The sequence below is a fragment of the Caulobacter sp. GW456-12-1-14-TSB4 genome (genome assembly GCF_059424195.1).
Map to the genome: position 1 here is coordinate 1 of NZ_JBWKZF010000031.1, position 25,484 is coordinate 25,484.

General features: G+C 67.4%; 23 protein-coding genes and 1 pseudogene. 6 read left to right on the plus strand and 18 right to left on the minus strand.

Annotated elements, in window-relative coordinates; genetic code table 11:
• Positions 1–114 precede the first annotated feature (114 nt).
• The 7 genes from AC07YH_RS22040 to tet all read right to left on the minus strand — a co-directional run bounded on the left by AC07YH_RS22040 (position 115) and on the right by tet (position 6,234).
• Positions 115–1,497, minus strand: coding sequence for a flavin-containing monooxygenase (locus AC07YH_RS22040; RefSeq protein WP_494749066.1), 1,383 nt, complete (start codon positions 1,495–1,497; stop codon positions 115–117).
• 134 nt (positions 1,498–1,631) lie between these two features.
• Positions 1,632–1,778 carry a hypothetical protein gene (locus AC07YH_RS22045; protein WP_494622334.1) on the minus strand — a complete coding sequence of 49 codons (147 nt, stop codon included), beginning with the start codon at positions 1,776–1,778 and terminating at the stop codon, positions 1,632–1,634.
• 52 nt (positions 1,779–1,830) lie between these two features.
• Entirely contained in the window at positions 1,831–2,145 is a 315-nt protein-coding gene (locus AC07YH_RS22050) for a hypothetical protein (RefSeq protein WP_494749067.1), read from the minus strand.
• 56 nt (positions 2,146–2,201) lie between these two features.
• On the minus strand, positions 2,202–2,519 hold the full coding sequence (locus tag AC07YH_RS22055) for a hypothetical protein (protein WP_494749068.1): 318 nt from the start codon (positions 2,517–2,519) through the stop codon (positions 2,202–2,204).
• 72 nt (positions 2,520–2,591) lie between these two features.
• A complete protein-coding gene (locus AC07YH_RS22060; RefSeq protein ID WP_494749069.1) occupies positions 2,592–3,434 on the minus strand; it encodes a polysaccharide lyase family 7 protein in 843 nt (280 codons plus the stop codon).
• Between the two features lie 97 nt (positions 3,435–3,531).
• Positions 3,532–4,986 carry a carotenoid oxygenase family protein gene (locus AC07YH_RS22065; RefSeq protein ID WP_494749070.1) on the minus strand — a complete coding sequence of 485 codons (1,455 nt, stop codon included), beginning with the start codon at positions 4,984–4,986 and terminating at the stop codon, positions 3,532–3,534.
• 36 nt (positions 4,987–5,022) lie between these two features.
• Positions 5,023–6,234: a Tet(A)/Tet(B)/Tet(C) family tetracycline efflux MFS transporter gene (gene tet / locus AC07YH_RS22070; protein WP_494749071.1), complete on the minus strand. Its 1,212-nt coding sequence runs from the start codon at positions 6,232–6,234 to the stop codon at positions 5,023–5,025.
• 81 nt (positions 6,235–6,315) lie between these two features.
• Between tet and tetR the strand changes: the two genes are divergently transcribed.
• Positions 6,316–6,948: a tetracycline resistance transcriptional repressor TetR gene (tetR, locus tag AC07YH_RS22075; RefSeq protein WP_494749072.1), complete on the plus strand. Its 633-nt coding sequence runs from the start codon at positions 6,316–6,318 to the stop codon at positions 6,946–6,948.
• Positions 6,949–7,082: 134 nt separating this feature from the next.
• Here the strand turns inward: tetR and AC07YH_RS22080 are convergent, their stop codons facing one another.
• Complete coding sequence (locus tag AC07YH_RS22080; protein ID WP_494749073.1) at positions 7,083–8,411, minus strand: PQQ-dependent sugar dehydrogenase; 1,329 nt, start codon at positions 8,409–8,411, stop codon at positions 7,083–7,085.
• A gap of 75 nt (positions 8,412–8,486) precedes the next feature.
• On the opposite strand from AC07YH_RS22080, the gene AC07YH_RS22085 reads away from it, so the two are divergent.
• Complete coding sequence (locus AC07YH_RS22085; RefSeq protein WP_494749074.1) at positions 8,487–9,167, plus strand: arylesterase; 681 nt, start codon at positions 8,487–8,489, stop codon at positions 9,165–9,167.
• A gap of 68 nt (positions 9,168–9,235) precedes the next feature.
• On the opposite strand, the gene AC07YH_RS22090 is transcribed toward AC07YH_RS22085, so the two are convergent.
• The 10 genes and pseudogenes from AC07YH_RS22090 to AC07YH_RS22135 all read right to left on the minus strand — a co-directional run bounded on the left by AC07YH_RS22090 (position 9,236) and on the right by AC07YH_RS22135 (position 19,444).
• Positions 9,236–12,319, minus strand: coding sequence for an efflux RND transporter permease subunit (locus AC07YH_RS22090; protein ID WP_494749075.1), 3,084 nt, complete (start codon positions 12,317–12,319; stop codon positions 9,236–9,238).
• A gap of 12 nt (positions 12,320–12,331) precedes the next feature.
• On the minus strand, positions 12,332–13,420 hold the full coding sequence (locus tag AC07YH_RS22095; RefSeq protein WP_494749076.1) for an efflux RND transporter periplasmic adaptor subunit: 1,089 nt from the start codon (positions 13,418–13,420) through the stop codon (positions 12,332–12,334).
• A gap of 157 nt (positions 13,421–13,577) precedes the next feature.
• Positions 13,578–14,750, minus strand: a complete 1,173-nt coding sequence (locus AC07YH_RS22100; protein WP_494749077.1) for an acetyl-CoA C-acetyltransferase — start codon at positions 14,748–14,750, stop codon at positions 13,578–13,580.
• Positions 14,751–14,816: 66 nt separating this feature from the next.
• The gene (locus AC07YH_RS22105; RefSeq protein WP_494749078.1) at positions 14,817–15,260 is read right to left on the minus strand and encodes a hypothetical protein; all 444 of its coding nucleotides are present in this window, start codon (positions 15,258–15,260) and stop codon (positions 14,817–14,819) included.
• An 85-nt stretch (positions 15,261–15,345) separates the two neighbouring features.
• Positions 15,346–15,702, minus strand: coding sequence for a hypothetical protein (locus AC07YH_RS22110; protein WP_494749079.1), 357 nt, complete (start codon positions 15,700–15,702; stop codon positions 15,346–15,348).
• Positions 15,703–15,899: 197 nt separating this feature from the next.
• The gene (locus AC07YH_RS22115) at positions 15,900–16,244 is read right to left on the minus strand and encodes a hypothetical protein (RefSeq protein ID WP_494749080.1); all 345 of its coding nucleotides are present in this window, start codon (positions 16,242–16,244) and stop codon (positions 15,900–15,902) included.
• A gap of 196 nt (positions 16,245–16,440) precedes the next feature.
• A pseudogene (locus AC07YH_RS22120) lies at positions 16,441–16,590 on the minus strand (helix-turn-helix domain-containing protein); the annotation flags it as partial.
• A gap of 59 nt (positions 16,591–16,649) precedes the next feature.
• The gene (gene mgrA, locus AC07YH_RS22125) at positions 16,650–17,711 is read right to left on the minus strand and encodes an L-glyceraldehyde 3-phosphate reductase (RefSeq protein ID WP_494749081.1); all 1,062 of its coding nucleotides are present in this window, start codon (positions 17,709–17,711) and stop codon (positions 16,650–16,652) included.
• Positions 17,712–17,724: 13 nt separating this feature from the next.
• Complete coding sequence (locus tag AC07YH_RS22130) at positions 17,725–18,453, minus strand: FadR/GntR family transcriptional regulator (protein ID WP_494749082.1); 729 nt, start codon at positions 18,451–18,453, stop codon at positions 17,725–17,727.
• A gap of 88 nt (positions 18,454–18,541) precedes the next feature.
• Positions 18,542–19,444: a LysR family transcriptional regulator gene (locus AC07YH_RS22135; RefSeq protein ID WP_494749083.1), complete on the minus strand. Its 903-nt coding sequence runs from the start codon at positions 19,442–19,444 to the stop codon at positions 18,542–18,544.
• A gap of 136 nt (positions 19,445–19,580) precedes the next feature.
• Here AC07YH_RS22135 and wrbA point away from each other — a divergent pair, with 136 nt between their 5' ends.
• From wrbA to AC07YH_RS22155, 4 genes are all read left to right on the plus strand, one after another.
• Positions 19,581–20,180, plus strand: a complete 600-nt coding sequence (wrbA, locus tag AC07YH_RS22140) for an NAD(P)H:quinone oxidoreductase (RefSeq protein WP_494749084.1) — start codon at positions 19,581–19,583, stop codon at positions 20,178–20,180.
• 552 nt (positions 20,181–20,732) lie between these two features.
• Complete coding sequence (locus AC07YH_RS22145) at positions 20,733–21,554, plus strand: flagellin (RefSeq protein ID WP_494749085.1); 822 nt, start codon at positions 20,733–20,735, stop codon at positions 21,552–21,554.
• 321 nt (positions 21,555–21,875) lie between these two features.
• A complete protein-coding gene (locus AC07YH_RS22150; protein ID WP_494749086.1) occupies positions 21,876–22,703 on the plus strand; it encodes a flagellin in 828 nt (275 codons plus the stop codon).
• A gap of 205 nt (positions 22,704–22,908) precedes the next feature.
• Positions 22,909–25,386: a glycoside hydrolase family 3 protein gene (locus tag AC07YH_RS22155; RefSeq protein WP_494749116.1), complete on the plus strand. Its 2,478-nt coding sequence runs from the start codon at positions 22,909–22,911 to the stop codon at positions 25,384–25,386.
• Positions 25,387–25,484 lie beyond the last annotated feature (98 nt).

The following is a 25,484-nucleotide window of genomic DNA, read 5'->3' on the forward strand; positions in this document are numbered from 1 at the left end:
TGATGGGGGACGGGGGGGGTTGGGGGTGATGCGGCGGCGGATAGTGGCAAGGCCGCGCGCTTTACGGAACCCGTGTCACCCCATCCCAACCCTTCCCCATCCAAGGGGAAGGGCTCAAGAGGCCAGCAGCGGCTCCATCCTGATCTCCGCCAGCGCCGCCACCGGCAGCTTGCCGCCCTGGCTTCGCGCCCGCGCCTCGCCCTTGGCGATCTCCTTCTTCAGGTCGGCGCAATAGACGTTGAAGTCGACCTGGATCGTGTGGCGCGCGGAGTCGTAGAACTGGCCGGTGTGGCGCTCCTCGTCCTTGGCGATGATCCGGATCATCTCGGCCTCGGGCGGCGGTGCGTACTTCCCCGCCAGATAGGCGGCCGCCAGTTTCGCCTGCTGCTCGGCGAAGTTCACCAGGGTTGGCAGCGGCTGGGCCAGGCCCATGAAGAACAGGTTCGGCACGCCCGGCTTCATCATCCGCTTGAACAGCGGCAGGCGGTGGTCGGCGTCGGGCAGCAGGGCCGGGTCGTCGAAGAACGGGAAGCTGATCTTGTACCCCGTGGCGAAGACGATGGCGTCGACGTCTTCGACCGTGTCGTCGGCGAAGCGCACGCGCTTGCCCTCCAGCGCCTTGATGGCCGGCTTGAACTTGATGTCGCCGCAACCGGCGCGGGTCAGGAACTCGCCCGAGACCGACGGATGGGCCTCCAGCGGCTCATGGTCGGGCTTGGGCAGGCCGTAGTCCTCCATCTTGCCGATGGTCTTCTTGATCACCGAGCGGGCCAGCTTCAGGCCCAGCTTCTTCGGCATCCAGGCCGGCATGGCGGATTTGTCGGCCGGCTTGCCGTTCAGGTACCTGGGGAACACCCAGACCCCGCGCCGGGCCGAGACCCAGAGGGTCTTGGCGATCGGCCGCTGGGAGAGCTCGCTGGCGATGTCCATGGCCGAGTTGCCCATGCCGACCACCACGACGTTCTTGCCGCGCATGTCCACCGGATCGAACGGGTCGCTATAGGCGTGGGCGTGGAAGGCGGGGCCGTCGAATTCGCCCGGATACTCCGGCACGCGCGGGTCCCAGTGGTGGCCGTTGCAGACGAACAGCACGTCGTAGAGCCGCGTCTCGCCGGTCGACAGGGTCACCGACCACAGGCCGTCATCGGTGCGCTTGGCGCTTTCCACGCGGGTGTTGAAGGTGATGGTCTCGCGCAGGCCGAAGTGGTCGACATAGTCCTTGAAGTACTGGTGGAGCTGCGCGTGGTGCGGGAAGTCGGGCCAGTCCTTTGGCACCGGGAAGTCCTCGAAGGCCAGCCGCCACTTGCTGGTGTCGATGTGCAGGCTCTCGTAGCAGGCCGACATCCCGTTGGGGTTCTTGAAGTACCAGTTGCCGCCGATCTCGTCGGACATCTCGAAGCAGTCGTAGGGGACGCCGAAGTCCTTCAGCCGCTTGATCGTGGTGAAGCCGCTGCAGCCCGCGCCGATGACGCACGCCTTCGGGAGTTTGAGCGACATTCCACCCTCCTGACTTATCGTTGTTCAGGAGCGTATCAGTGTTATGCGACCCGGCAAGCGGACCTTAGGGAAGTAGCTGGGGGCGGAAGCGGCAAAGCGCCCGCCCCTCGCGGGACGGGCGCTCCGGCTTCAGCCTAGCAGCAGGGACCGCCGTTGCAGCAGGCCGCGCCCAGGGCGCAGCAGGCTTCGACCGCCTTGTGGACGGCGTCCGGGGCGGCGGCATAGGCGGCGGTGGCCGAGGCGAGCAGCGTCAGCGCCGCGATCGAGAAGATGCGTTTCATGATGAAACTCCGATTTTCAGGTTGATGTGTTGGTAGCCTGGAAATGCGGATTTCAGCGGGGCGGCGGGGGCTCCGGCGCAATGTCGCGCCCGATCAGGCGCGGGACGGGGGTCTGTTCCGGGGCCGGGGTCGCGAGGCTCACGGGCTTAGCCAGGGTCTCGGCCGGCGTGGGGATCGCGATGCACGCGACGGCGCAGGCCTGCGGGCACATCGACTTGTCGAGGTCGCGGCAGGGCGCGTCAGGGCAGCAGTCCATCGGCATGGCCATGGCCGGCGCCGGCGTCAGCGGCGCGGCCACCAGCAGGACCGCCGCCAGCAGGGACAGCAGTCGGGCCAGGAAACGCGGACGAAACGCCGGGGCGGTCATGGTCTCACGATAGCCAGGCAGGCCTTGGCGGCAAGCCTGGCGGCTACTTAGGGGCCTCAGCGGAAGCGAGGCGCGGTCCAGGTGGCGGCGCAAGAGGCGCTGCACTGGGCGAAGAGGCGCCCACAGCTGCCGTCATAGCTGTCGTCGCTGCAGAAATAGAGCTGCTTGGCGCACGACGCTCGGCACTGGCCGATGTCGCCGCCGGGACGCTGCGAAGCCAGCGGGACCAGAGGCGGCAGGACATAGCTCTGGGTGTCGATCGGGGCCTGCGCGACGACGACCGGCTTCGGTTTCGGCACGACCTTGGCCGCCGGGGCGGCGAGGGCCGGACCGGTGACGGCCAGGGTCAGCAGGACGAGCAGGGCGCGGCGCATGGGGCCACCCTAGAGCAACAGGGTAAAGGCCCGATTAACCATGTTTCCCGGCTCGTCCGCTGGGTCCGGACGTCAGTTGATGATCAGGTTCGAGATGCCCATCTCGGCATAGGCGCTGGCGATGTCATAGGCGGCCAGGTTCTTGTCGACGCAGACCTGGTTGGTGGCGCCATTGCTGTCGATCTTGCTGCAGCTCTGCACATAGACGCCGGCCTTGAAGTAGCACTGGCCGACGATGCCGGTCAGGGTCTGGGGCGCGGTGACCTTGGTCAGGCCGGTGGTGACGTTCTTGTAGCTGACCGTGACGGCCCCGCCGGCGACATCGACATCGACCGTCATGTGGTCGCCCAGGTGATAGGCCGCATCCAGCAGCACATTGACCGCCTGGTCGTTGAAATAGGCCTCGATCCGACCGGTGTCCGTGCTGCCGTTGGCGTTGGCCGGACCGCGATAGAACAGCATCAGGTTGTCATTGGTGACATCGTGGATCTGCCCGATCGACACCTGCGGCTTCACGGTCGGGGTCTTGGTGATCACCTGCTCCAGATGCATGTGCCGGGTCGCGGTCTGGCAGCTCCAGGCGGCCGGCGACTGGCCGTCGGCCGACATCTCGCGCAGCTCGCTGCGGGCATAGGCGGTGTTGGCGCTGGTGCGCGAGCCGCCGGCATTGGCCCGGAACAGCACCGAGTTCTTGCTGGAGTTCAGCTGGAACCAGGGAGACACCGAAAACGTCGCCAGGGCCGGCTGCTTGACCTCGGTGGCGCTGTTGGAAGGCCCGGTCGGCAGGGTCAGCTTCCACGGCGTCAGGTTCAGGAGGTTGGCCGGATACTGCGGCGGGGTCGACTGGGCCAACACGCTGGAGGCTCCCAGCACGGCGATGGCGATCGCGAGCGGCGCATATTTTCCGAGTGACACGACGAACTCCCTTTTTCGGGCGCAGGCGTCGCGCGTCGGTCGACGGCGATCTTCCTGCAACCTCTTGGCTAGTTCGACGCGCTTGCTCGCGCGGTCCTCAACGGGTGTTCAACATCTCCCGCCCGGCCCAGACGCTGTGGGTGCCGCTGCTGAGCTTGTGGGGCAGGGCCACGCGGCAGACGATCTTGAAACTGTTCGCATCGACGATCGCGCACTCCGAGGTCCCGCGGTTCTCGTCGATCAGGAAGCTGACCAGATAGCCGTCGTCCTCGTCCACCGCGCCGACGCGTGGCGCGAACGGCGCCTCGCTGGCGTAGACGCCTTCGGGCAGCGCGATCTCCCAGCTCTCCCCCGTCTCCAGGTCGTGTTTCACGAAGCCGTTGAACAGGAACCAGCCCGGCTTGGACGTGGTGGAGTAGGCGTAGCGATACGGTTTGCCGGCGTATTTCTGGTTGAACATGCCGAACTCCAGCACCCGGTCGTCCAGATGCTTCTCGGTGGTCTCGCCGGTCTTCAGGTTGAAGCGCCAGCGGTGCAGCTTGGAGCGGAAGCTGTGCTCGTCCAGATAGGCCATCAGATGGTTGTGGCCGTCCGGCGCGGTCTCCAGCGGGCGCGGGATCGGGTTCTCCTGGAAGTAGCCGTCCAGCACCACCTCGTCGCCGTCCTCATAGGCGTTCAGCCAGTGCAGGACATAGGTCGGCGCGGCCTCGAACCAGCGCGGCTCGCCGCCCTCGCGCGGCACCAAAGCAAAGCGCGACGGCAAGCCCTTGTGCAGGCGGACGGCATGGATGCCCTTGGCCATCAGGTCCTGGTCCCAGAACACCGGCAGGTCGTTGAGGATCGCGTATTTCGACGAGAAGGCCATGTCGTGCGGCAGGCGCGGGCCCGGCAGCGGCACGCCCTGATAGACGCTGCGCTTGCCGTCCGCGCCGACCACGCCGTAATGCATGTAGGGCCAGGTCTTGGAGTAGTTGAAGAACATCAGCTGACCCGTGGCCTCGTCGACCTTGGGGTGGGCCGAGACGCCTTCCAGCGGGGCCCAGGCCGCGACGCCCAGGTTCTCCAGGGTCAGGGGATCCAGCCGATAGGCCTCGCCGCACTGGTAGAAGGTGGCGATGGCCTCGCCGTTGTGGACGACGATGTCGGTGCTGGCGGTGTCCTTCAGGCCCCCGTGAGCGCCGAAGCCGGGCAGCTTGGAGGTTCCCGGACCGTCCATCAGCCCGCCCCACAGGCCCTCGCCGGCTTCCTGCTCGGCCTCGAAGCACCGTGTGCGGATGAAACGGTTGCGGTAGGTCGCTTCCCCGCCCCGGAACTCGATCTGGCAGACCATGCCGTCGCCGTCGAACGGGTGGTAGCGGCCGACCGGATCGTGCACCGGGTTCTCGGTGTTGCGCAGATAGACGCCGTCCAGGTCGGCGGGGATGGCGCCTTCCAGCACCTCCAGGTCCCAGGCGTTGACCTCCTCGTGCAGCGGCGTCCAGGCGCCGGTCATGTACGGGTGGTTGGTCGGCGACAGCGAGGTCCGCACCTTGGGCAGGCGATCGACTTTCATGGGGCTTCCTCCGCTTTGAGGAGACCCTAAGTCCAGTCAGTCCTGTTGTGCAAGCTTGCCCTGACGTCCGCTCAGCAGGATCGGCAGGCAGATCAGCCCCAGCACCGCGCCGACCGTCCAGACCAGGCCGGGGAACACGCCTCGGCTGGCGAAATAGACCTGGGCGATGACCACCGGGCCGATGACCGAGGCCAGGCTCGCCAGGCTGGCCATCACGCCCTGCAGGCGGCCCTGCTGGTCCTCGCCGACCTGGGCCGACAAGAGCGAGGCGATGGCCGCGTGGCCGATGCCGCCCAGGCAGAAGAACGGCAGCAGGGCGAACGCCATCCAGCCCTTGGTGGCCAGGGCGATGGCGACATAGGCGAAGGCGTCGCAGACGATGGCGATGGCCAGGGTCCTGCGCTCGCCGAAGCGCTCGGCGACCGGGCCGGCGACGAAGGCTTGCGAGAGCGCGGTGAACACGCCGAACCCGGCCAGCGAGAAGCCGACGGTCCACGGATCCCAGTGGAACTTGTCCTCGCCGTACAGCACCCAGATCGTGCCGCCGACCTCGCCGACGACGGCCAGGATCACGAAGGCGGCCATCAGCGGCAGCAGGGCCGGGAAGGCGGTCGCCCAGCGCAGCGAGGCGAACGGGTTGAACGCGGCGCGGTCGAACGGCTTGGCGCGGGCCTCGGCCAGGGTCTTGTGCGACTCCGGCAGGATGAACACGGCCATCAGGAAGTTGACGCCGTTCAGCGCGGCGGCCGCCAGGAACGGCGCGCGGGTCCAGACCTCGCCGAGGAACCCGCCCATCACGGGTCCGAGGATGAAACCGACCCCGAACATGGCGCTGAACAGGCCAAAGCGGCGGGTGCGCTGCGCCTCGGGCGTGATGTCGGCGATATAGGCCTGGGCGACGGCCATGTTGGCCCCGGTGATCCCGGCGATGGCGCGGCCGACGAACAGCCAGGCCAGGCTGGGCGCCAGCGCCATGAACACATAGTCGATCGCCGCCCCGGCCAGCGAGACCAGCAGCACCGGCCGCCGGCCCAGCTTGTCGCTGAGCGCGCCCAGCACCGGCGCGCACAGGAACTGCATCAGGGCGTAGAGGCCCAGGAACGCCCCGAACCGCCAGCCGAGGTCCCCGGTGTGGCCGACCTCGCGCAGCAGGCTGGGGATGATCGGCATGACCAGGCCGATGCCGACGGCGTCCAGCATCACGGTGGTCAGGATCAGGGGGAAGGCGAGTTCGGCGCGGCTTTTCATAAAATTTATCATCGATAAAGTTCCTTATCGGCGATAAAGTCCGGATCGGCCGCGAGGTCAATCTGATTCTTTGGGAAGCTCATGAAAGTCGATCGCCAGCGCATCGTCGAAACGGCGCTGGAGCTGCTGAACGAGGTGGGCGTCGACGCCCTCTCGACCCGCGCCATCGCCCAGCGCCTGGGCGTGCAGCAGCCGGCCCTCTACTGGCACTTCAAGAACAAGCGCGCCCTGCTGGACGCCATCAACGGCGAGATCCTGGCCCGCGCCCACGAGGCCCGCGTGCCGAGGGCCGGCGAGACCTGGCAGGACTTCGTGCGCCGCAATGGCCGCAGCTTCCGCACGGCGCTGCTCAGCTACCGCGACGGCGCGCGGGTCCATGCCGGCACCGAGGCCGATCCCGGCGACCTGAACCACGTCGAGACCCAGGCCGCCTTCCTGGTCGCGGCCGGCTTCACCCCCGGCCAAGCCATGCAGCTGTTCGTCGCCGTCGGCCGCTACGTGGTCGGCTGCGTGCTGGAGGAACAGGCCTCGCCGATCGACGGCTCGGCGGAGCAGACCCAGCTGGATGAGGCGGCCAAGGCCTATCCGGTGCTGTCGGAGGCGATCGCCTATTACCGCACCAGCGGCCATGAGGGGCTGTTCGAGCGCGGGCTGGACCTGATGGTGAAGGGCGCCGAGGTGGAGTTGGCGCAGGAGCAGCTCCCTCTCTCTTAGAGAGAGGGTCGGGGTGAGAGGTTACGGCGCCCGACGGAGTGCCGGCACGCCGTCAAACCGCGTAACCTCTCACCCTCCCACGCTTCGCGCGGGCCCCTCCCTCTCTCTATGAGAGAGGGGTTCCCGGGTGAAAATTACTGCGCCGGGCTGACCCGCCACACCGCATTGCCGACATCATCCGCCACCAGCAGCGCCCCGGACGCATCCACCGTCACCCCCACCGGACGCCCCTGCGCCTTGCCGTTCGCGTCCAGGAACCCGGTCAGGAAGTCCTCGACCCCGCCGGCGGGCTTGCCGCCACTGAACGGGACGAAGATCACCTTGTAGCCCGCCTGCGGATTGCGGTTCCACGAGCCGTGCTGGCCCACGAACGTGCCGCCCTGATAGTGGGCCGGGAAGCTCTTGCCCGTGTAGAAGGTCAGGCCCAGCGAGGCGGTGTGGGCGCCCAGGGCGTAGTCGGGGACGCTGGCGCGTTCGACGAGGTCGGGGCGGCGGTCCTTGTCCCTGACCCGCTTGTCGACGTGGCGGCCGTAATAGCTGTAGGGCCAGCCGTAGAAGCCGCCCTCGCGCACCGAGGTCATGTAGTCGGGCACCAGGTCGTTGCCCAGCTCGTCGCGCTCGTTGACGCTGGTCCACAGCTCGCCATTGGCCGGGTTCCAGCCCATGCCGTTGGGATTGCGCAGGCCCGAGGCGAAGACGCGCGAATAGCCGGTGGCCGGATCGACCTGCAGGATGGCGGCGCGGTTGGTCTCGTTCTCCAGGCCGTTCTCGCCGACATTGCTGTTGGAGCCGACGCTCGCGTACAGCAGCTTGCCGTCGGGACTGGCGATGATGTTCTTGGTCCAGTGGTGGTTGATCGGCCCGCCCGGCAGGTCGGCGACCTTGCGCGGCGAGGCCCAGATGCGGGTCACCCCGGCCGTGTAGGGGAAGGCGACGATGGCGTCCGCATTGGCGACGTAGAGGGTGTCGCCGACCAGGGCCATGCCGAACGGCGAGTGCAGGCCGGTCAGGAACGGGACCTTCATCTCGGCCACGCCGTCGTGGTCGGCGTCGCGCAGCAGGGTGATGCGGTCGGCGCTGGGCACGCCGGCCCCGGCCTTCTTCATCAGCTTGCTCTCGAAGAAGCCCTTGATGCCCTTGGGCTTGTCGTTGCTGGCGGGCTTGTTGCTCTCGGCCACCAGCACATCGCCGTTGGGCAGGACGAGCAGCCAGCGCGGATGGTCCAGGCCTTGGGCGAACGGCTGCACGCGGAAGCCGGCCGGGGCGCGCGGCGTGACGCCGGCCGGCCAGCCGACGACGTCGGAGACCTTCACGGTCGGGATCAAGGACTTGGTCGGCTTGGGCAGGGCCGGATTGGCGCCGTAGCCGACGGTGCTGTTCTGCTGGCCGTTGCTCTGGCCGCAGGCGGCGAGGGCCGTCAACGCGGTGGCTCCGATCAAGATTTCGCGAAACCGACGGTGCATAAGGCGTTTCCCTCTTCAGCCTGCGTTCAACGTGCAGGGCCTTTGATCTGTTCTGGTTATTGATACGGTTCGACGATGGTGAAGTTCCAGTCCACCCCTTTTGATCGACGCGCGCTGCTGGCCAGCCTCGTGGCGCTGCCGATGCTGGCGGCTTCGCGCAAGACCCAGAAGGCCGCCAAGCCGCCGCCCAAGCCCGCCCCGCCGCCTCCGCCGCCCGTGGTGACGGTGCTGGGCGACTCGATCACGGCGGGCCTGGGTCTGGCGCAGGACCTCTCCATGCCCGCGCGGCTGCAGGCGGCGCTGGATCGGCTGGGCGCGCCGTCGCAGGTGCGGAACCTTGGGGTCCTGGGCGACACCACGGCCAATGGTCTGGCCCGGGTCGATCGGGTGCCGGCCGAGACCGCGGTCTGTGTCGTGGCCCTGGGCGGCAACGACCTCTTGCTGGGCGTCGAGCCGTCGATGGCCAAGGCCAACCTGCGGGCCATCGTCCAGCACCTGAAGTCCAAGAACATCCGCGTGGTGCTGGCCGGCGTGCGAGCCCCGGGACTGCTGGGCGTCGACTACGCCCGTCGCTTCACCCAGCTCTATCCGGACCTGGCCAAGGAGCAGAGGGTGTTCTACGCGCCGGACTTCCTGACGGGGGTGATCGGGGTGGCGCGCTACATGCAGCGGGACGGCATCCATCCCAATGCCGACGGCGCGCGGATCATCGCCGATCGGCTGGCGCCGGTGGTGGCCCAGGCGTTGAAGGCTTAGGCCCGGATACAAAAACGCCCTCCGCCGGGGTTCGGCGAAGGGCGTTGTTGTTCAATCCGGTTGAGCCGTTATTCGGCGGCGTGGGGCTTCTTCGCCGCCACGTGGTGGCGGCCGCCGAAGATCCGGCCCATCAGGCGCTCGGAGCGGTTCTTCAGGCCATCCATCAGCACGAACACCACCGGGATGTAGAGCAGCGACAGCAGGGTCGAGGTGATCAGGCCGCCGATGACCGCGATGGCCATCGGGGCCCGGAACTCGACTTCCGCGCCCAGGCCGATGGCGGTGGGCAGCATGCCCGCGCCCATAGCCACGGTGGTCATCAGGATCGGTCGGGCCCGCTTGTGGGCCGCGTCGACGATGGCCGTGCGCTTGTCCATGCCGTGTTCCTGCATGGCCATGATCGCGTACTCGACCAGCAGGATCGAGTTCTTGGCCGCGATGCCCATCAGCATCAGGATCCCGATCAGGGTCGAGATCGAGAAGCTGGACTTGGCCAGCACCAGCAGGCCGAAGGCGCCGCCGATGGCCAGCGGCAGGGCCACCATGATGGTGATCGGGTGGGCGAAGCTGCGGAACAGCAGCACCAGCACGACGTACATCAGAAGGATGCCGGTGATCAGCGCGCCCAGGAAGCCGGTGACCATCTCCTGGATGAACTCGGCGTCGCCGGCCGCCACTTCCTTCACGCCGGCCGGCAGGTTCTTGACCGAGTTCAGGGCGTGGACGCGCTTGGCCGCCTCGCCGACGACGATACCGTCGAGTTCGGCGGTGATGGTGGCCACTCGGGCGCGGTCGCGGCGATCGATCTGCGAGGGGCCGGCGCCGAAGCGGATGTCGGCGACCGCGCTCAGCGGCACGGGGCCGTTGGCGGATTGCACCTGCAGGGTCTGCAGCACGGCGATGTCGCCGCGAGCGCTGTCGTTCAGGCGCAGGCGGATCGGCACCTGGCGGTCACCCAGATTGTACTTGGGCAGGTTCTGGTCGACGTCGCCGATCGTGGCCACGCGCACGGCTTGCGAGATCGCTCCGGCCGAGACGCCGGCGCGGGCGGCCTGGTCGGGCTTGGGTGTGACGACGATCTCGGGACGGGCGATCGAGGCGGTGTTGACGACGTGCGCCAGGCCCGGAACCGAGCGCATCTCGGCCTCGACCTTGCGGGCGGCGGCTTCGAGGGCCGGGCCGTTGTCGCTGACCAGGCTGAGCGTATAGCTGCTGCCGTTCGACGGGCCGCCGCCGTTGTTGCCGCCCAAGCCGATCCGTGCGCCGGGAATCTCGGCGAACTTGTCGACCATCTGGCGGCTGAACACCTTCTGGCTGATCCGCTGGCTCTTGTCGGTCAGGTCGGCGGTCACCGAGCCCTTGTTGACCGCATTGTTGCTGCCCACCGAGCTGTAGACGCCGACGACTTCCTTGCGGGCGCGCAGTTCGCGGGTCACGCGCTGCAACACCACGTCGGTCTCGTCCAAGGTGGCGCCCGGCGGCAGTTCGACCGAGAACTGGACCCGGCCGCGGTCGGCCTGGGGCTGGAACTCGAACGGCAGGCGGGTGGCCAGGAAGATCGAGATGATGAACATCGGGATGCCCATCGCCAGGACCTTCCAGCGATTGTTCAGGCCCCAGTTCAGGCACTTCAGATACGGAGCCATCCAAGCCGGGTCCTTGTCCTCGTGCTTGGTGTCGGCCTTGAGCATGTAGGCGCCCATCAGCGGCGTCAGCAGGCGGGCGACCACCAGGGAGAACAGCACCGAGACGCAGGCCGCCAGGGCGAAGGCCTTGAAGAACTGGCCGACGATGCCGGGCATGAAGCCGACCGGCGCGAACACCGCCACGATGGTGAAGGTGGTGGCCACGACGGCCAGGCCGATCTCGTCCGCCGCCTCCATGGCCGCCGCATAGGGACTTTTGCCCCCGCGCATGTGGCGGACCATGTTCTCGATCTCGACGATGGCGTCGTCCACGAGGATGCCGACGGTCAGCGACAGGGCCAGCAGGGTGATGCCGTTCAGCGACTGGCCCAACGGCGCCAGCACCGCGAAGGTCGGGATCAGCGACATCGGGATGGCGACCGCTGACAGCAGCGTCGCACGCCAGTCGCGCAGGAACAGCAGCACCACCAGCACGGCCAGGATCGCGCCGATGATAAGGGCTTCCATCGAGGCGACGTAGCTCTCCTCGATGTACTTCACGTTCGAGGTGATTTCCTCGATCGTCAGCTCGGGGTGCTCCTTGTCGAGTTTCTCGACGGCCTTGCGGACCTTCTCGGCGGTCTGCACTTCCGAGGCGCCGCGCGAGCGGATCATCGAGAAGGTGACGACCTCCTGACCATCATAGCGGGCGCGCGAGCGGGGCTCGGCCCAGTGGTCGGTGACCTGGCCGAGGTCGGCCAGGCGCACGGTGCCGCCGCCCGTGACGGGCACGCGGGTCTCGCGCAGCTGGTCGACCGAGCTGGCCGCGCCCAGGGTGCGGATGGCGCGCTCGGCGCCCGAGATCGTCACGCGGCCGCCGGGCAGGTCGGCGTTCGAGGAGACCAGGGCCTGGCTGACGGCGGCGGCGGTGACGCCACGCGCGGCCAGGCGGTCGGGGTCGAGGGCGACCTCGATCTCGCGGCTGACGCCGCCTCGGCGGTTGACCTCGCCGACGCCGCGCGTGGCCAGCAGGGCGCGGCTGACGTCATTGTCGACGAACCAGCTGCGCTGCTCGGGCGTCAGGGTCGGGGCCTTGACCACATAGGTGATCAGATCATCGCCCGAGATGTCGACCCGGGTGACGATCGGCTCCTGCATGTCCTGCGGCAGCGAGCCGCGCAGGTTGGACATGGCGTTGCGCACGTCGTTGGTGACGCGCTCGTGGTCCACGCCCAGCTCGAACTCGATGACGGTGGTCGAGGCGCCGTCGACGACGGTGGAATTGGTGTGGCGCACCTGGCCAAGGCCCGCGATCGAATCCTCGATCAGGCGGGTGACCTGGGTCTCGAGCTCGCTGGGCGCGGCGCCGGGGCGCACGGCCGTGACCACGACGATCGGCAGATCGACGTCGGGCTGGTTGTTGATCCGCATGCCGCTGAAGCTGACGACACCGGCGATGGTCAGGATCACGAACAGCAGGATGATGGGGATCGGGTTCTTGATCGCCCAGGACGAAATGTTGCGCATGGCGGCTCGTCCCTAGCGCTTCGCGACGGTCGGGGCGGCCTGGCCGATGCGGACCAGGTCGCCTTCGCCCAGGAAGCCGGCGCCCTCGACCACCACCTGATCGCCGGCGGCGAGGCCGGTGGCGGCGACGCGGTCGCCGGTGTTGGCCAGGACGGCGATGCGGCGGAAGTGGACCTTCTTGGCGGCGTCGACCACGAACACGCCGGGGCGGTTCTCGCGATACAGCACCGAGGCCGAAGGCACGACCAGGGCCGGTTGGTCGCCGGCGTCGATCGTGGCGCGGGCGAACATGCCCGGGCGGAAGCCGCCCATCGACGACAGGGCCACGCGCGCGGTGCCCAGACGGGTCTGGGCGTTGACTTCCGAGGTGACGATGCGGACGCGGCCGGTCATCTCGCCGACCTTGTCGGAATAGACCTTGGCCGACATGCCGGCCTTGACCGAGGCCAGGTCGGTCTCGGGGATGTCGGCGTCCAGCTCCAGGCGGCTGTCGCGGACGATGCGGAACAGCTCCGCGCCCGACGTGACGATCTGGCCCTTGGTGACGCTGCGACGGCTGATCAGCCCGCCGACCGGCGCCCGGACCGAGGTCTGGGCCACGCGGGCGGCGGTCTCGCCGCGCGCGGCTTCGGCGGCGGCCAGGTTGGCGGCCGACGTGCCTTGGCGGGCGACGGCGGTGTCGAGGCCGGCTTGCGACAGGTAGCCCTTGGCCTGCAGCTCCTTGGCGCGGTTCAAGGCGGCGCTGGCCTCGGCCAGGGTGGCCTTGGCGCTGGCGACGCTGGCGTCCTGCTGGCGCAGCTGGGCGCTGATCAGCGCGCTGTTCAGTTGCACCAGGATTTGGCCGGCCTGGACGGTCTGGCCTTCCTCGGCGTTGACGGAGATGGCGGTCAGGCCGCCGGTCTCGGCGCCGACCGGCACTTCTTCCCACGGCGAGATCGTGCCGGTGGCGTTGATCTGGCGGGCGATCGGCTGGCTGGTCACCGTGGCGACGCTGACCGTGGCCGAGGCGCTCGGCGACGGCTTGGCCTTCTTCTCCGGCTTTTTCCCGCACCCGGCCAGAGCGATCGCGCTCACGCCCAGGACCAAGACCAGCGCGCTCATAGTCGGGCGGCGCCCATTGATCCTGTTAAGCACGAATATTCCCCAGCAGCAGTTGAGCCCGTCGGCCTTCTAGCCGACAAACCTCGGGTTGCTGAGTTAATTTGCCGTAAGACGATAACGACAACTGTAGCGCCATCTCCCTTTCGGGAGAGGAGCGCTACAGCCGTTCGATGATCGTCACATTGGCCAGGCCGCCGCCCTCGCACATGGTCTGCAGACCGTAGCGCGCGCCGCGGTCCTGCATCGCATGCACCAGGGTCGTCATCAGCTTGGCGCCCGAACCGCCCAGCGGATGCCCCAGCGCGATGGCGCCGCCGTTGACGTTCAGCCTGTCGGGATCGCCGCCGGTCACCTGCAGCCAGGCGGTCGGCACCGAGGCGAAGGCCTCGTTGACCTCGTAGAGATCGATGTCGCCGATCTTCAGCCCGGCCCGGTCCAGCGCCTTCAGGGTGGCGGGGATCGGGGCTTCCAGCATGATCACGGGATCATGGCCGATCACGGTCATGCTGTGGATTCGAGCCAGCGGCTCGACACCCAAGGCTTTAAGCCCTCGCTCGTTGACGATCATCACGCCGGCCGCGCCGTCGCAGATCTGGCTGGAGGTGGCGGCGGTCAGGCGGCCGTCCTCGGTCAAGAGCTTCACCGAGCCGATCGACTCCAGCGAGGCGTCCCAGCGGATGCCTTCGTCCTTGTCGTGGATCTGCGTCGCGCCGCCCTCCAGGGTCACCTCGATCGGCACGATCTCGGCGGCGAACTTGCCGCCGTTGGTGGCGGCGATGGCGCGCTGGTGGCTGGACAGGGCGTAGGCGTCGAGCTCGGCCCGCGACAGGCCGTACTTCCTGGCGATCATCTCGGCACCGGCGAACTGGCTGAAGTTGATCCCCGGATAGCGCGCCTCCATGCGCGGGCTCTTGTAGGTTCCGAAGCCGTTCTTGTAGGGCAGGGCCGAGGACAGCCCCATCGGCACGCGGCTCATGCTCTCGACGCCGGCGGCGATGACCACGTCCATGGCGCCCGACATCACGGTCGCGGCGGCGAAGTGGATGGCCTGTTGCGACGAGCCGCACTGGCGGTCGACCGAGGTCGCCGGCACGCTCTCGGGCAGGCTGGAGGCCAGCACCGCGTTGCGGGCGATGTTGATGGCCTGCTCGCCGACCTGGCCGACGCAGCCCATGATCACGTCTTCGATGAGCGCCGGATCAGCGCCGCTGCGCGCGACCAGGGCGTCCAGCACGGTTCCCGCCAGATCGGCCGGATGCCAGCCCGAGACGCGGCCGCCCTTGCGCCCGCCGGCCGTCCGCGCGGCCGCCACGATATAGGCTTCGCCCATGGTTTCTCTCCTGTCGCTGGTGAGAGTGAAACAGGCGTTCGAGGGGTTGTCAGCGGTGACGCGGCGTCAGGGACCGACCACTTCGGAGGGCTGGGGCGGGCGGCGGCGGGGCACGGATCCGCAGAACAGCGCGATCATGGCCAGGTAGCTGAAGACGCCGCCGCCGGCGTTCAGGGTGGCGTGGTTGGAGATCTTGGGGTCGGCCAGCGTGGCGAAAAGCAGGATCAGGCTCAGGCTGTGGAAGCCACAAGCCCACATCGGCCACCAGCGATCGGATCGCAGGGCGATGAACAGCAGCACCAGCATCAGGGCCAGGTCCACCAGGAACACCGCGGTCTGCGGACCGAACTTCTGCTGGTTGTTGTAGAGAAAGCCGGTGGCGAACCAGGCCACGATCATGGCGACGGCGGCCAGGCGTTCAGGCCAGCCGCCACGCCAGAGCGCCACGCCGACCGTGATCAGCAACGCGGCGAGGCTTGACCATTGGGTGAGGGAGTTGAGCGGCGCCATCGCGCTAGGGTGGCGTCTTTCCGCCAGATTGCAATGATCCTCGCCGATCGGGACCGGCGAGGATCTTGCGTCGCGTCTTGAAACTCTAGGCGGCGATGGTCAGGCGGCCGGTGGCGTTGGCCAGACCCTCGACGGGAGGCGCCTTGCCGAACTCGTCCTCCTCGAAGGACACGGCCGAAAGACCGATGTCGTGCTGGGCGACCGTCAGGTGCTTGTGGGTGGTGACGATGCCTTCGCGCGCCACGCCCAGGGCCTGCATGGTGTTGATGGCCGACATGATGGCGTCTTGGCCGATCATGGCCGACAGGTTGGCCTGTTGACGGGTGGTCGGCATGAGGCCGGCCAGGGTCGCGGTGCTGGCGATCGCGGCGTCGATGGCCTTCTCGGCGGCGAACAGGGCTTGGGCCACGGTTTCGGCGGCCAGGCGGCGTTGCTTGAGCATACAAGTCTCCCTCACGCCGACACTGTCGGCGCGTTGCCAGATGTTGATGATGGTCGGATGGGTTCGCCCAGCTCCGTGGGCGTGTTGTTCTTAGGGGAACAGGCTTTCCAGCGCGTGGAGCCCCGTCAGGATCGAACCGAACGCGAAAGCGGTCACGATCATCACGGCCGCGATGAAGGCCAGTCGGAGAGGAAGGCTCAGATGATTGGGCCGTCCGCCTCCGAGTCCGAAGAGGAGAAGTCCGACAGGAACGTCTCGTCCATCACCGCGCTGGCGATGCACAGGATCTCCCGCAGGATCAGTTCGTTCGGCTTGAACGAAGCCTGCTTGCGAGTGGCTTCCACCAGGTCGTGCACCATCGAAGCGCCGGCCGGGGTCACCGACAGGTTCTGCAGCTGGCGCTCGAGCTCGCTCCAGGTGATGGGGGGCAGGGTCTCGGCGTTGTTCAGCAGGGGCCACGTGTGCTGGAAGCTCTTCACTTCCTGGCGCAGGTGAGCGGCTCTGCCGATCGCGTCCTTCTGATGGGGGGTCAACTCGTTCACTGGGAACTCCTTCCTCAATGAGGTCAGCAGACCGCGAGGAAGGATGTTCGCCTAGCCGGGCCGCGTCGGACCCTGACACGGTAGGAGGGGGGGTATCAGGGGGGGCGCCCCCCTGATGGGCCCGGTCGAAGACGCGGCGGGCCGCGTCGTAGCGGTCGGCCGCGCCCAGGCGCTTGCGGGCCTTGTCCAGATGCCAGTCGACAGTGTGCTTGGAGAGGCCCAGCTCGCGGGCGATCTCTTTGGAGCTCATATGGCGATCGACTAGGCGGAGGCACTCGCGCTCACGCTCGGTGAGGCGTTCCAGACCGTCGGTCTGGTCAGGCAGGGTGTGAGCGCCCTTATCCATCGCCTGGGACCATATGCAAACGTAGAGGGCCGGCCAAGCGTCGGAACATTAAACCTTGGCTATGCGCCGCGTGGCAGATCGCCGCCTTCCAGGGTCGACGACACTTTCCACAGGTCGACCCCGCCTTCGGAGGCATGGCGATCGATCCGCGCCAGCTCCTCGGCCGAGAAGGACAGACCCTTCAGCGCGGCCAGGGAATCTTCCAGCTGGGCGACGGTGCGGGCCCCGACCAGGGCCGAGGTGACGCGCGGATCGCGCAGCGTCCAGGCGATGGCCATCTGCGCCAGGGTCTGGCCGCGCTCGGTCGCGATGGCGTTCAGCGCCTTGATGCGCGTCAGATTGTCTTCGCTCAGCAGATGGGCGCCGAACGAGCCGTTCTTGCTCACGCGGGAGTCGGCCGGCGCGCCGTTCAGGTACTTGTTGGTCAGCAACCCTTGCGCCAGCGGCGAGAAGGCGATGCAGCCGACGCCCAGGTCGCCCAGGGTGTCGAGCAGTTCGTCCTCGATCCAGCGGTTGACCATCGAATAGGACGGCTGGTGGATCAGCAGCGGCACGCCCTCGCTCTTCAGGATGGCGTGGGCCTGACGGGTCAGCTCGGGGGAGTACGAAGAGATCCCCACGTACAGCGCCTTGCCCTGGCGGTGCAGGTGGGCCAGGGCGCCCATGGTCTCCTCCAGCGGCGTCGTGGGGTCGACGCGGTGCGAGTAGAAGATGTCGACATAGTCGACGCCCATCCGCTTGAGGCTCTGATCGCAGCTGGCGATCAGGTACTTCCGCGAACCGCCGATGCCGCCATAGGGGCCCGGCCACATGTCCCAGCCGGCCTTGGTCGAGATCACCAGCTCGTCGCGGTGCGCTTTGAGATCGCTCGCCAGGACCTTGCCGAAGTTCTCCTCGGCCGAACCGTAGGGCGGGCCGTAGTTGTTGGCGAGGTCGAAGTGGGTGACCCCTAGGTCGAACGCCCGGCGCAGGATGGCGCGGCCGGTCTCGAACACGTCGGCCCCGCCGAAGTTCTGCCAGAGCCCCAGCGAGATGGCGGGCAGGTCCAGGCCGCTGCGGCCCGTGCGGCGATAGGGCATGGCCTTGTAGCGGTCGGCGGCGGCGACATAGGGGGTCTGCATGGGGTGTCCTTGCTCAGGCTTCGCGACGCGCCGCTTCGCTCTCCGTCGCCGGGGAGGCGGCGCGGATCAGTTCCAGCACGTCGAAGATGATGGCCCGCATCGCCGCCGAGGCGCGCTCGGCGTCGCGGGCGATGATCGCCTCGGCCACGTCGGCGTGCGACGGGATCGAGGCGGTGCGGCCCTTGATGCGGTTGGTGAAGCGGATCGAGATGCGCAGGGCCGTGTTCACCAGCTCGTGCAGCTCGCGATAGAACGGGTTCTTGGTCGCATCCAGGATGGCGATGTGGAAGGCGATGTCGGCGGCCAGCGGGTCGTCCTCGCCCTGGGCGGCGGCCTGCATCCGGGAGAGGCCCTTGCGGATCGCCTCCAGCCCGGCCTCGTCGGCGTTGCGCGCGGCCAGCGCGGCGGCGGCCGGCTCGATGCCCAGCCGCATCTCGGTGAAGTCGGCCAGCAGGCGAAGGCTGAACTTGCGCTCCAGCAGCCAGCGCAGCACGTCGGGATCCAGCATGTTCCATGCGGCCTCGGGCTCGACCACGGTGCCGTGGCGCGGCCGGGCGCTGAGCAGGCCCTTGGCGGTCAGCATCTTGACCGCCTCGCGGGTGACGGTGCGGCTGGCGCTGAACTGCTTGGAGAGCTCGGCCTCGGTGGGGAAGCCCGCGGCGGTGAAGTCGCCGGTGACGATGGCCTGACCCAGCTGCTCGACCAGTCCGTAGGTCAAACTCTGGCCGGGCTGGGTGCGCATGGACGTCCTTGGAGGATTCTCGGGTGGCGTGAATACAGCCGCGCCGCCCCTGTTCGGCAAGAGTGTTCTGACCAGAGGTCAGACCAAATCAGTCGGCCTGGCTGCGGAACCGCTCGATCAGGAAGGCGGTCGCGGGACCCGGCGGGGTGTCGCCGCGATAGATGGCGTGCAGGGCGTAGACCGCGTCGTTGAGGTCCGGCATGTCCAGGCGCTTGAGGCGGCCGGCGGCGATGTCCTCGCGGACCATCGGCTCGGGCATGTTGCCCCAGCCGAAGCCCTCCTTCAGCAGCAGGTGCTTGGCGCCCAGATCGGCCAGCCGCCACGTGTGGACGCTGCCGACGGCGAAGTCGCGACCCTCGGTCAGCCGGGAGCGGTCGGTGAGAACCAGCTGGGTGTGGCCGCGCGCCGCGCCGGGCGGGTTCGGGCCCCGGGCCAGCGGATGGTCCGGGGCGGCGACGGGGATCAACAGTGTCGAGCCGACGGCGATGGTCTCCAGCGCGTCGCCGCCATTGACGACGTCCAGCGGCCCGGCGATGCCGATCGTCGCCCGGCGGTCCAGCACCATCTGGGTCACCGCCCCCAGGCCCTCGACATGCAGGCGCAGGGTCACGGTCGGGAAGGCCTCGCGGAAGGCGCGCAGGGCGTCGACCACGCGGGCGGTGGGCAGCATGACGTCCAGCACCAGGTTGACCTCGGCCTCCAGCCCCTGGATCAGGCCCTTGGCCATGGCCCGCAGGGACGCGACGTCGCCGGCGATCACCCGGGCCTGGGCCAGCACCACGCGGCCGGCCTCGGTCAGCACCGGGGTCTTGGCCGCGTCGCGGTCGAACAGCGTCAGGCCCAGCTGGATCTCCAGATTGGCGATCGCGTAGCTGACCACCGAATTGGCGCGGTTCAGCCGCCGGGCCGCGCCGGCGAAGCTGCCGGCCTCGACCACGGCCAGGAACACCGACAGCTGGTCGAGAGTGGGGACGCCGGGCTCGCTGCTCATCATCGCCTCGTTCGAAAAAATCGAACGTAATAGACGATCTTATTCGGCTGTTTCGCAAGTCCAAGCGGCGCCAAAAGACCGCCCAACGACGGGGCATGACGCTTCCGCCTAGCAAGACACCAAGGGAATAGCCGTCATGGCCAAGGTTCTGGTTCTCTATTATTCGTCCTACGGTCACCTGGAGACGATGGCCAACGCCGTCGCCGAGGGCGCGCGCGAAGCCGGCGCGACCGTCGATATCAAGCGCGTGCCGGAAACCGTGCCGCTGGACGTCGCCAAGGGCGCGCACTTCAAGCTCGATCAAGCCGCTCCGGTCGCCACGCCGGAAGACCTGGCCAACTACGACGCCATCATCGTCGGCGCCCCGACCCGCTTTGGCCGCATGGCCTCGCAGGTCGCCGCGTTCTTCGACCAGGCCGGCGGCCTGTGGGCGCGCGGCGCGCTGCACGGCAAGGTGGCCGGCGCCTTCACCTCGACCGCCACCCAGCACGGCGGCCAGGAAACCACCCTGTTCTCGATCATCACCAACCTGCTGCACTTCGGCACGACGATCGTGGGCATGGACTATGGCCACGCCGGCCAGATGACCCTGGACGAAATCACCGGCGGCAGCCCGTACGGCGCCACCACCATCGCCGGCGGCGACGGTTCGCGTCAGCCCAGCGAGAACGAACTGACCGGCGCCCGCTACCAGGGCCGCCGCATCGCCGAAACGGCGATCAAGCTGCACGGCTGATTTCAGCCACCCGGCCTTCTAGCCGGTCACATCGCTAGCGACCGGCCGTGAGGGGCCGGCCGGCTCCTTCCCCCTCCCGGGAGCCGGTCGGTCCCTTTTTCGTTGCACTAGGAAAGGAGTCTCGTCATGCGCCGCCGCAATGGCCTTCTGGCCGACCTCTGGAGAGGTTTCGTCTTCATCGTCACCATCCGGGCGATCGCCAAGCACTACCGCTCGCGCCGTCTCTATCTGGCGGAGCGTTGACCCGCCTCATCGCGCCGGTTTCGTGGCGCGCCGGTCTCGAGAGAGGCTGGCGCGGGCGGCGCTGATGGTTATCGAGTAATAACCATGTAGATTTGAGTTGTATCATTTTGATACAGAGTTCTTGTGGTCAACATTTTGGGTATTTGGTTGATCATCATTTCATGATAAACAAAATAGTTTGAGTTGTTAATTATAGAATCTTAAAAATTAAACGAAGCCGTAAGCTCGTTATGCGAGGTTGGTGTCAGGCAAAACGCCAACCGGCCGTCAAAATGACGTCGGAATACCTCGAATAGGAGTTATTTCGTTATGGCGCTGAACAGCATCAACACGAACTCGGGCGCTATGATCGCCCTGCAAAACCTGAATCAGACGAATGCCGAACTGGGCGTCACCCAGCAACGCATCAACACCGGCAAGAAGGTCGGCTCGGCGAAGGACAATGGCGCGATCTGGGCCATGGCCAAGAGCCAGTCCGCCTCGTCGTCGTCGCTGAACTCGGTGAAGGACTCGCTGCAACGCGGTCAGTCCACCATCGACGTGGCCCTGGCCGCTGGCGACACCATCACGGACCTGCTCGGCAAGATGAAGGAAAAGGCCCTGGCCGCTTCCGACACCTCGCTGAACACCGCTTCGTTCAACGCGCTGAAGGCTGACTTCAACTCGCTGCGCGACCAGGTGCAGAAGGCCGCTGACAACGCCAAGTTCAACGGCGTCAGCCTGGCCGACGGCAAGGCCTCGAAGATGACCTTCCTGGCCAACTCGGACGGCTCGGGCTTCACCGTCAAGGCCCAGACCCTGGGCCTGGCCGGTATCGGTCTGTCGGCCGGTTCGACCTTCGCCTCGGCCTCCGCGGCCAAGACGATGATCGCCGACATCGACAAGGCTATCGGCACCGCCACCAACAAGCTGGCGTCGCTGGGCACCGCCTCGACCGGTCTCGACACCCACCTGACCTTCGTCGGCAAGCTGCAAGACAGCCTGGACGCCGGCGTCGGCAACCTGGTGGACGCCGATCTGGCCAAGGAAAGCGCCAAGCTGCAGTCGCTGCAGACCAAGCAACAGCTGGGCATCCAGGCCCTGTCGATCGCGAACTCCTCGAGCTCGTCGATCCTCAGCCTGTTCCGCTAAGCCGGACTTCGTCGACTTCAAGGTCGTCGAAAGGGCGAGTCTCCGGACTCGCCCTTTTTCTTTTTCGCGGCCTCGCAGAGTCTATCGTCAGGTGAAGTCAAAGTGTTCCAAAGTGTGCCAAAATGGGACACTTTCTAAAATCGAGTAATGAGTCCTAACGGCCTGGCGGTGCTTCTTAAGAAAGTAGTTTGTTGATTCATCGAGTGGGCGCTTTTCCATAAACTATATTGAAAGAGCGGGCGGCCTAACGTGGCGATGGGCAAAATGCCCGCCGGTGGTCAAAACGACACCGGAACACCTCGAATAGGAGTTGTTCGTCTCATGCCGTTGAACAGCATCAACACGAACTCGGGCGCCCTGATCGCCCTGCAAAACCTGAACAGCACGAACAGCGAGCTGCAGGTCGTCCAGCAACGCATCAACACCGGCAAGAAGGTCGGTTCGGCCAAGGACAACGGCGCCGTTTGGGCCATGTCCAAGAACCAGTCGGCCGCCTCGTCGTCGCTGAACTCGGTGAAGGACTCGCTGCAACGCGGCCAGTCGACCATCGACGTCGCGCTCGCCGCCGGCGACACCATCACCGACCTGCTGGGCAAGATGAAGGAAAAGGCCCTGGCCGCTTCCGACACCTCGCTGAACACCTCGTCTTTCAACGCGCTGAAGTCGGACTTCGACTCGCTGCGTGAGCAGGTCCAGAAGGCCGCCGACAACGCCAAGTTCAACGGCGTCAGCCTCGCCGACGGCAAGGCCTCGAAGATGACCTTCCTGGCCAACACCGATGGTTCGGGCTTCACCGTGAAGGCCCAGACCCTGGGTCTGGCCGGCCTGGGCCTGGCCGCGACCGCGACCTCGACCTTCACCTCGGCCTCGTCGGCCAAGTCGATGATCGCCACGGTCGACAAGGCTATCGGCACCGCCACCAACAAGCTGGCCTCGCTGGGTACGGCTTCGACGGGTCTCGACACCCACCTGACCTTCGTCGGCAAGCTGCAAGACAGCCTGGACGCCGGCGTTGGCAACCTGGTGGACGCCGACCTGGCCAAGGAAAGCGCCAAGCTGCAGTCGCTGCAGACCAAGCAACAGCTGGGCGTTCAAGCTCTGTCGATCGCGAACCAATCGTCGTCGTCGATCCTGAGCCTGTTCCGCTAAGCGGAAAACAACCCCTCGACCGCAGCCGCGGTCGCATCTTTCAGGGCGGGTCTTCGGACCCGCCCTTTCTTTTTGGCCTGATTTCTTCCCTAAGGGGCCGCTAAAGTGGCCTGACCACTTGCCTCGCTGACCGTCGTCATGACAACGTTGTCCCCGAACAACATTGTCCAAAGCGCGCGGCGACGTGGCCGACGAACGAGAAGAGTTGGGGAGTATGAACACCAGGACCCTCTGCGTCGCCTTGCTGGCGTCGACCTTTCTGTCTGGCGCTGTCGCCGCCGAGACCCCGCAGGCGACCGCCCACGCCGCCAAGTGGCCCGCGGCCAGGAGCCAGGGCCTGGTCGATCCGGCCACCGAGGCCTTCGTCGATGGCCTGATGGCCAAGCTGACGCTCGAGGAGAAGGTCGGCCAGCTGATCCAGGCCGACATCGGCCAGATCAAGCCCGAAGAGCTGAAGATCTATCCCCTGGGCTCGATCCTGGGCGGCGGCAGCTCGCCGCCGATCGGGGCCCCCGACCGCTCGCCGCAGAAGCCCTGGGTCGATACCGCCAAGGCCTTCCGCGAAGGCGCGGCGTCGCGTCCGGGCGGGACGCACATCCCGCTGATCTTCGGCATCGACGCCGTGCACGGCAACAACAACGTCGTCGGCGCGACCCTCTTCCCGCACAACATCGCCCTGGGCGCGGCGCACGATCCCGAGCTGATCCGGCGCATCGGCAAGGCCACCGCCTTCGAGACCTCGGCCGCCGGCTTCGACTGGGCGTTCGGCCCGACCCTGGCCGCGCCGCGCGACGACCGCTGGGGCCGGACCTATGAGGGCTATTCGGAAGATCCGGCGATCATCCGCGACTATGCCGGCCAGATGATCCTGGGCATCCAGGGCGCTGTCTCGCCCTATACGGGGGGAGGGAACGGCATCCTCCAGCAGGGCCACGTCGCGGCCAGCGCCAAGCACTTCCTGGGCGACGGCGGCACCGAGAACGGCCACGACCAGGGCGACACGAAGGTCTCGGAAGACGACCTGATCCGCCTGCACGCCCAGGGCTATGTCCCCGCGATCAACGCCGGGACCCTGACGGTGATGGCCTCGTTCTCCAGCTGGAACGGGACCAAGATGCACGGCAACAAGAGCCTGCTGACCGACGTCTTGAAGGGCAAGATGGGCTTCGACGGTTTCGTGGTCGGCGACTGGAACGGCCACGGCCAGGTGCCGGGCTGCAAGCCGACCGACTGCCCGGCCTCGATCAATGCCGGCCTCGACATGTTCATGGCCCCCGACAGCTGGAAGCCGCTGTACGAGAACACCCTGGCCGAGGTGAAGTCGGGCGTGATCCCGATGGCCCGCCTGGACGACGCCGTCCGCCGCATCCTGCGGGTGAAGGCCAAGATGGGCCTCTTCCAGGCCGCCCGTCCATTCGAGGGCCGCGAGGGCGTGATCGGCTCGCCCGAGCACAAGGCCATCGCCCGCGAGGCGGTGCGCAAGTCGCTGGTGCTGCTGAAGAACAACGGCGTCCTGCCGGTCAAGGCCAGCGCGAACGTGCTGGTCGCCGGCTCGGGCGCGGACGACATCGGCAAGCAGTCGGGCGGCTGGACCCTGTCCTGGCAGGGTACGGGCAACACCAATGCCGATTTCCCCAACGCCGAGTCGATCTATGCCGGCCTGAAGACGGCCGTGGAGGCCGGCGGCGGCCACGCGGCCCTGGCGGTCGACGGTTCGTTCGACAAGAAACCCGACGTCGCCATAGTCGTCTTCGGTGAAAATCCGTATGCGGAAGGTGTCGGCGACCTGAAGACCACGCTGGAGCACCAGCCCGGCGCCAAGACCGACCTGGCCCTGCTCAAGAGCCTGAAGGCCAAGGGCGTGCCGGTGGTGGCGGTGTTCCTCAGCGGCCGGCCGCTGTGGGTCAATCCCGAGATCAACGCCTCGGACGCCTTCGTCGCCGCCTGGCTGCCGGGCTCGGAAGGCGGCGGGATCGCCGACGTCCTCGTGGGCGACAAGGCCGGCAAGCCACGCAACGACTTCCACGGCAAGCTGTCGTTCAGCTGGCCCAAGACCGCCGCCCAGTTCAGCTTGAACAAGGGCGACAAGAACTACGATCCGCAGTTCGCCTATGGCTACGGCCTGAGCTATGCGCGTCCGGGCAAGGTGGGCAAGCTGTCGGAGGTCTCGGGCGTCAAGCCGGTCGCCGACAACGCCGCGACCTATTTCGTGGCCGGCAAGACCCCCGCGCCGTTCGAGTTCAAGGCTTCGCCCTCGTCGTCGGTGCAGATCGTCCCGGTCGACGCCGACAACATCCAGGAGGGCGGCCGCCAGGTCACCTTCGCCGGCGACAAGCTGGGCCGCATCACCATCGTCGGTGAGAAGCCGCTGGACCTCTCCTTCCAGACCAATGCCGACATGGCGCTGAGCTTCGAGTATCGCATCGACGCGCCGGCGACCAAGCCGGTGATTCTGGCCATCGGCGCAGGGCGTCTGGACGTCACCCCGCCGGCCGGTTCGCCGACCGGCCAGTGGGCCAGCGTCAAGATCCCGCTGAAATGCTTCCAGACCGCCGGGACCGACGTGACCAAGGTCGCAGCCCCGTTCGACCTCGGCACGGCCGGGACCTTCCAGGTCTCGATCGCCAATGTGAAGCTGACGGCGGACCCGGCCGGAGCGGTGTGCCCGGCGAAGGCTAACTAACTAAATCTCCTCTCCCTCTGGGGGAGGTGGCCCAGAGGGCCGGAGGGGGCAGCGCGGCGATGGCGGTGCGGGGGGGGGGGGGGGGGGGGGGGGGGGGG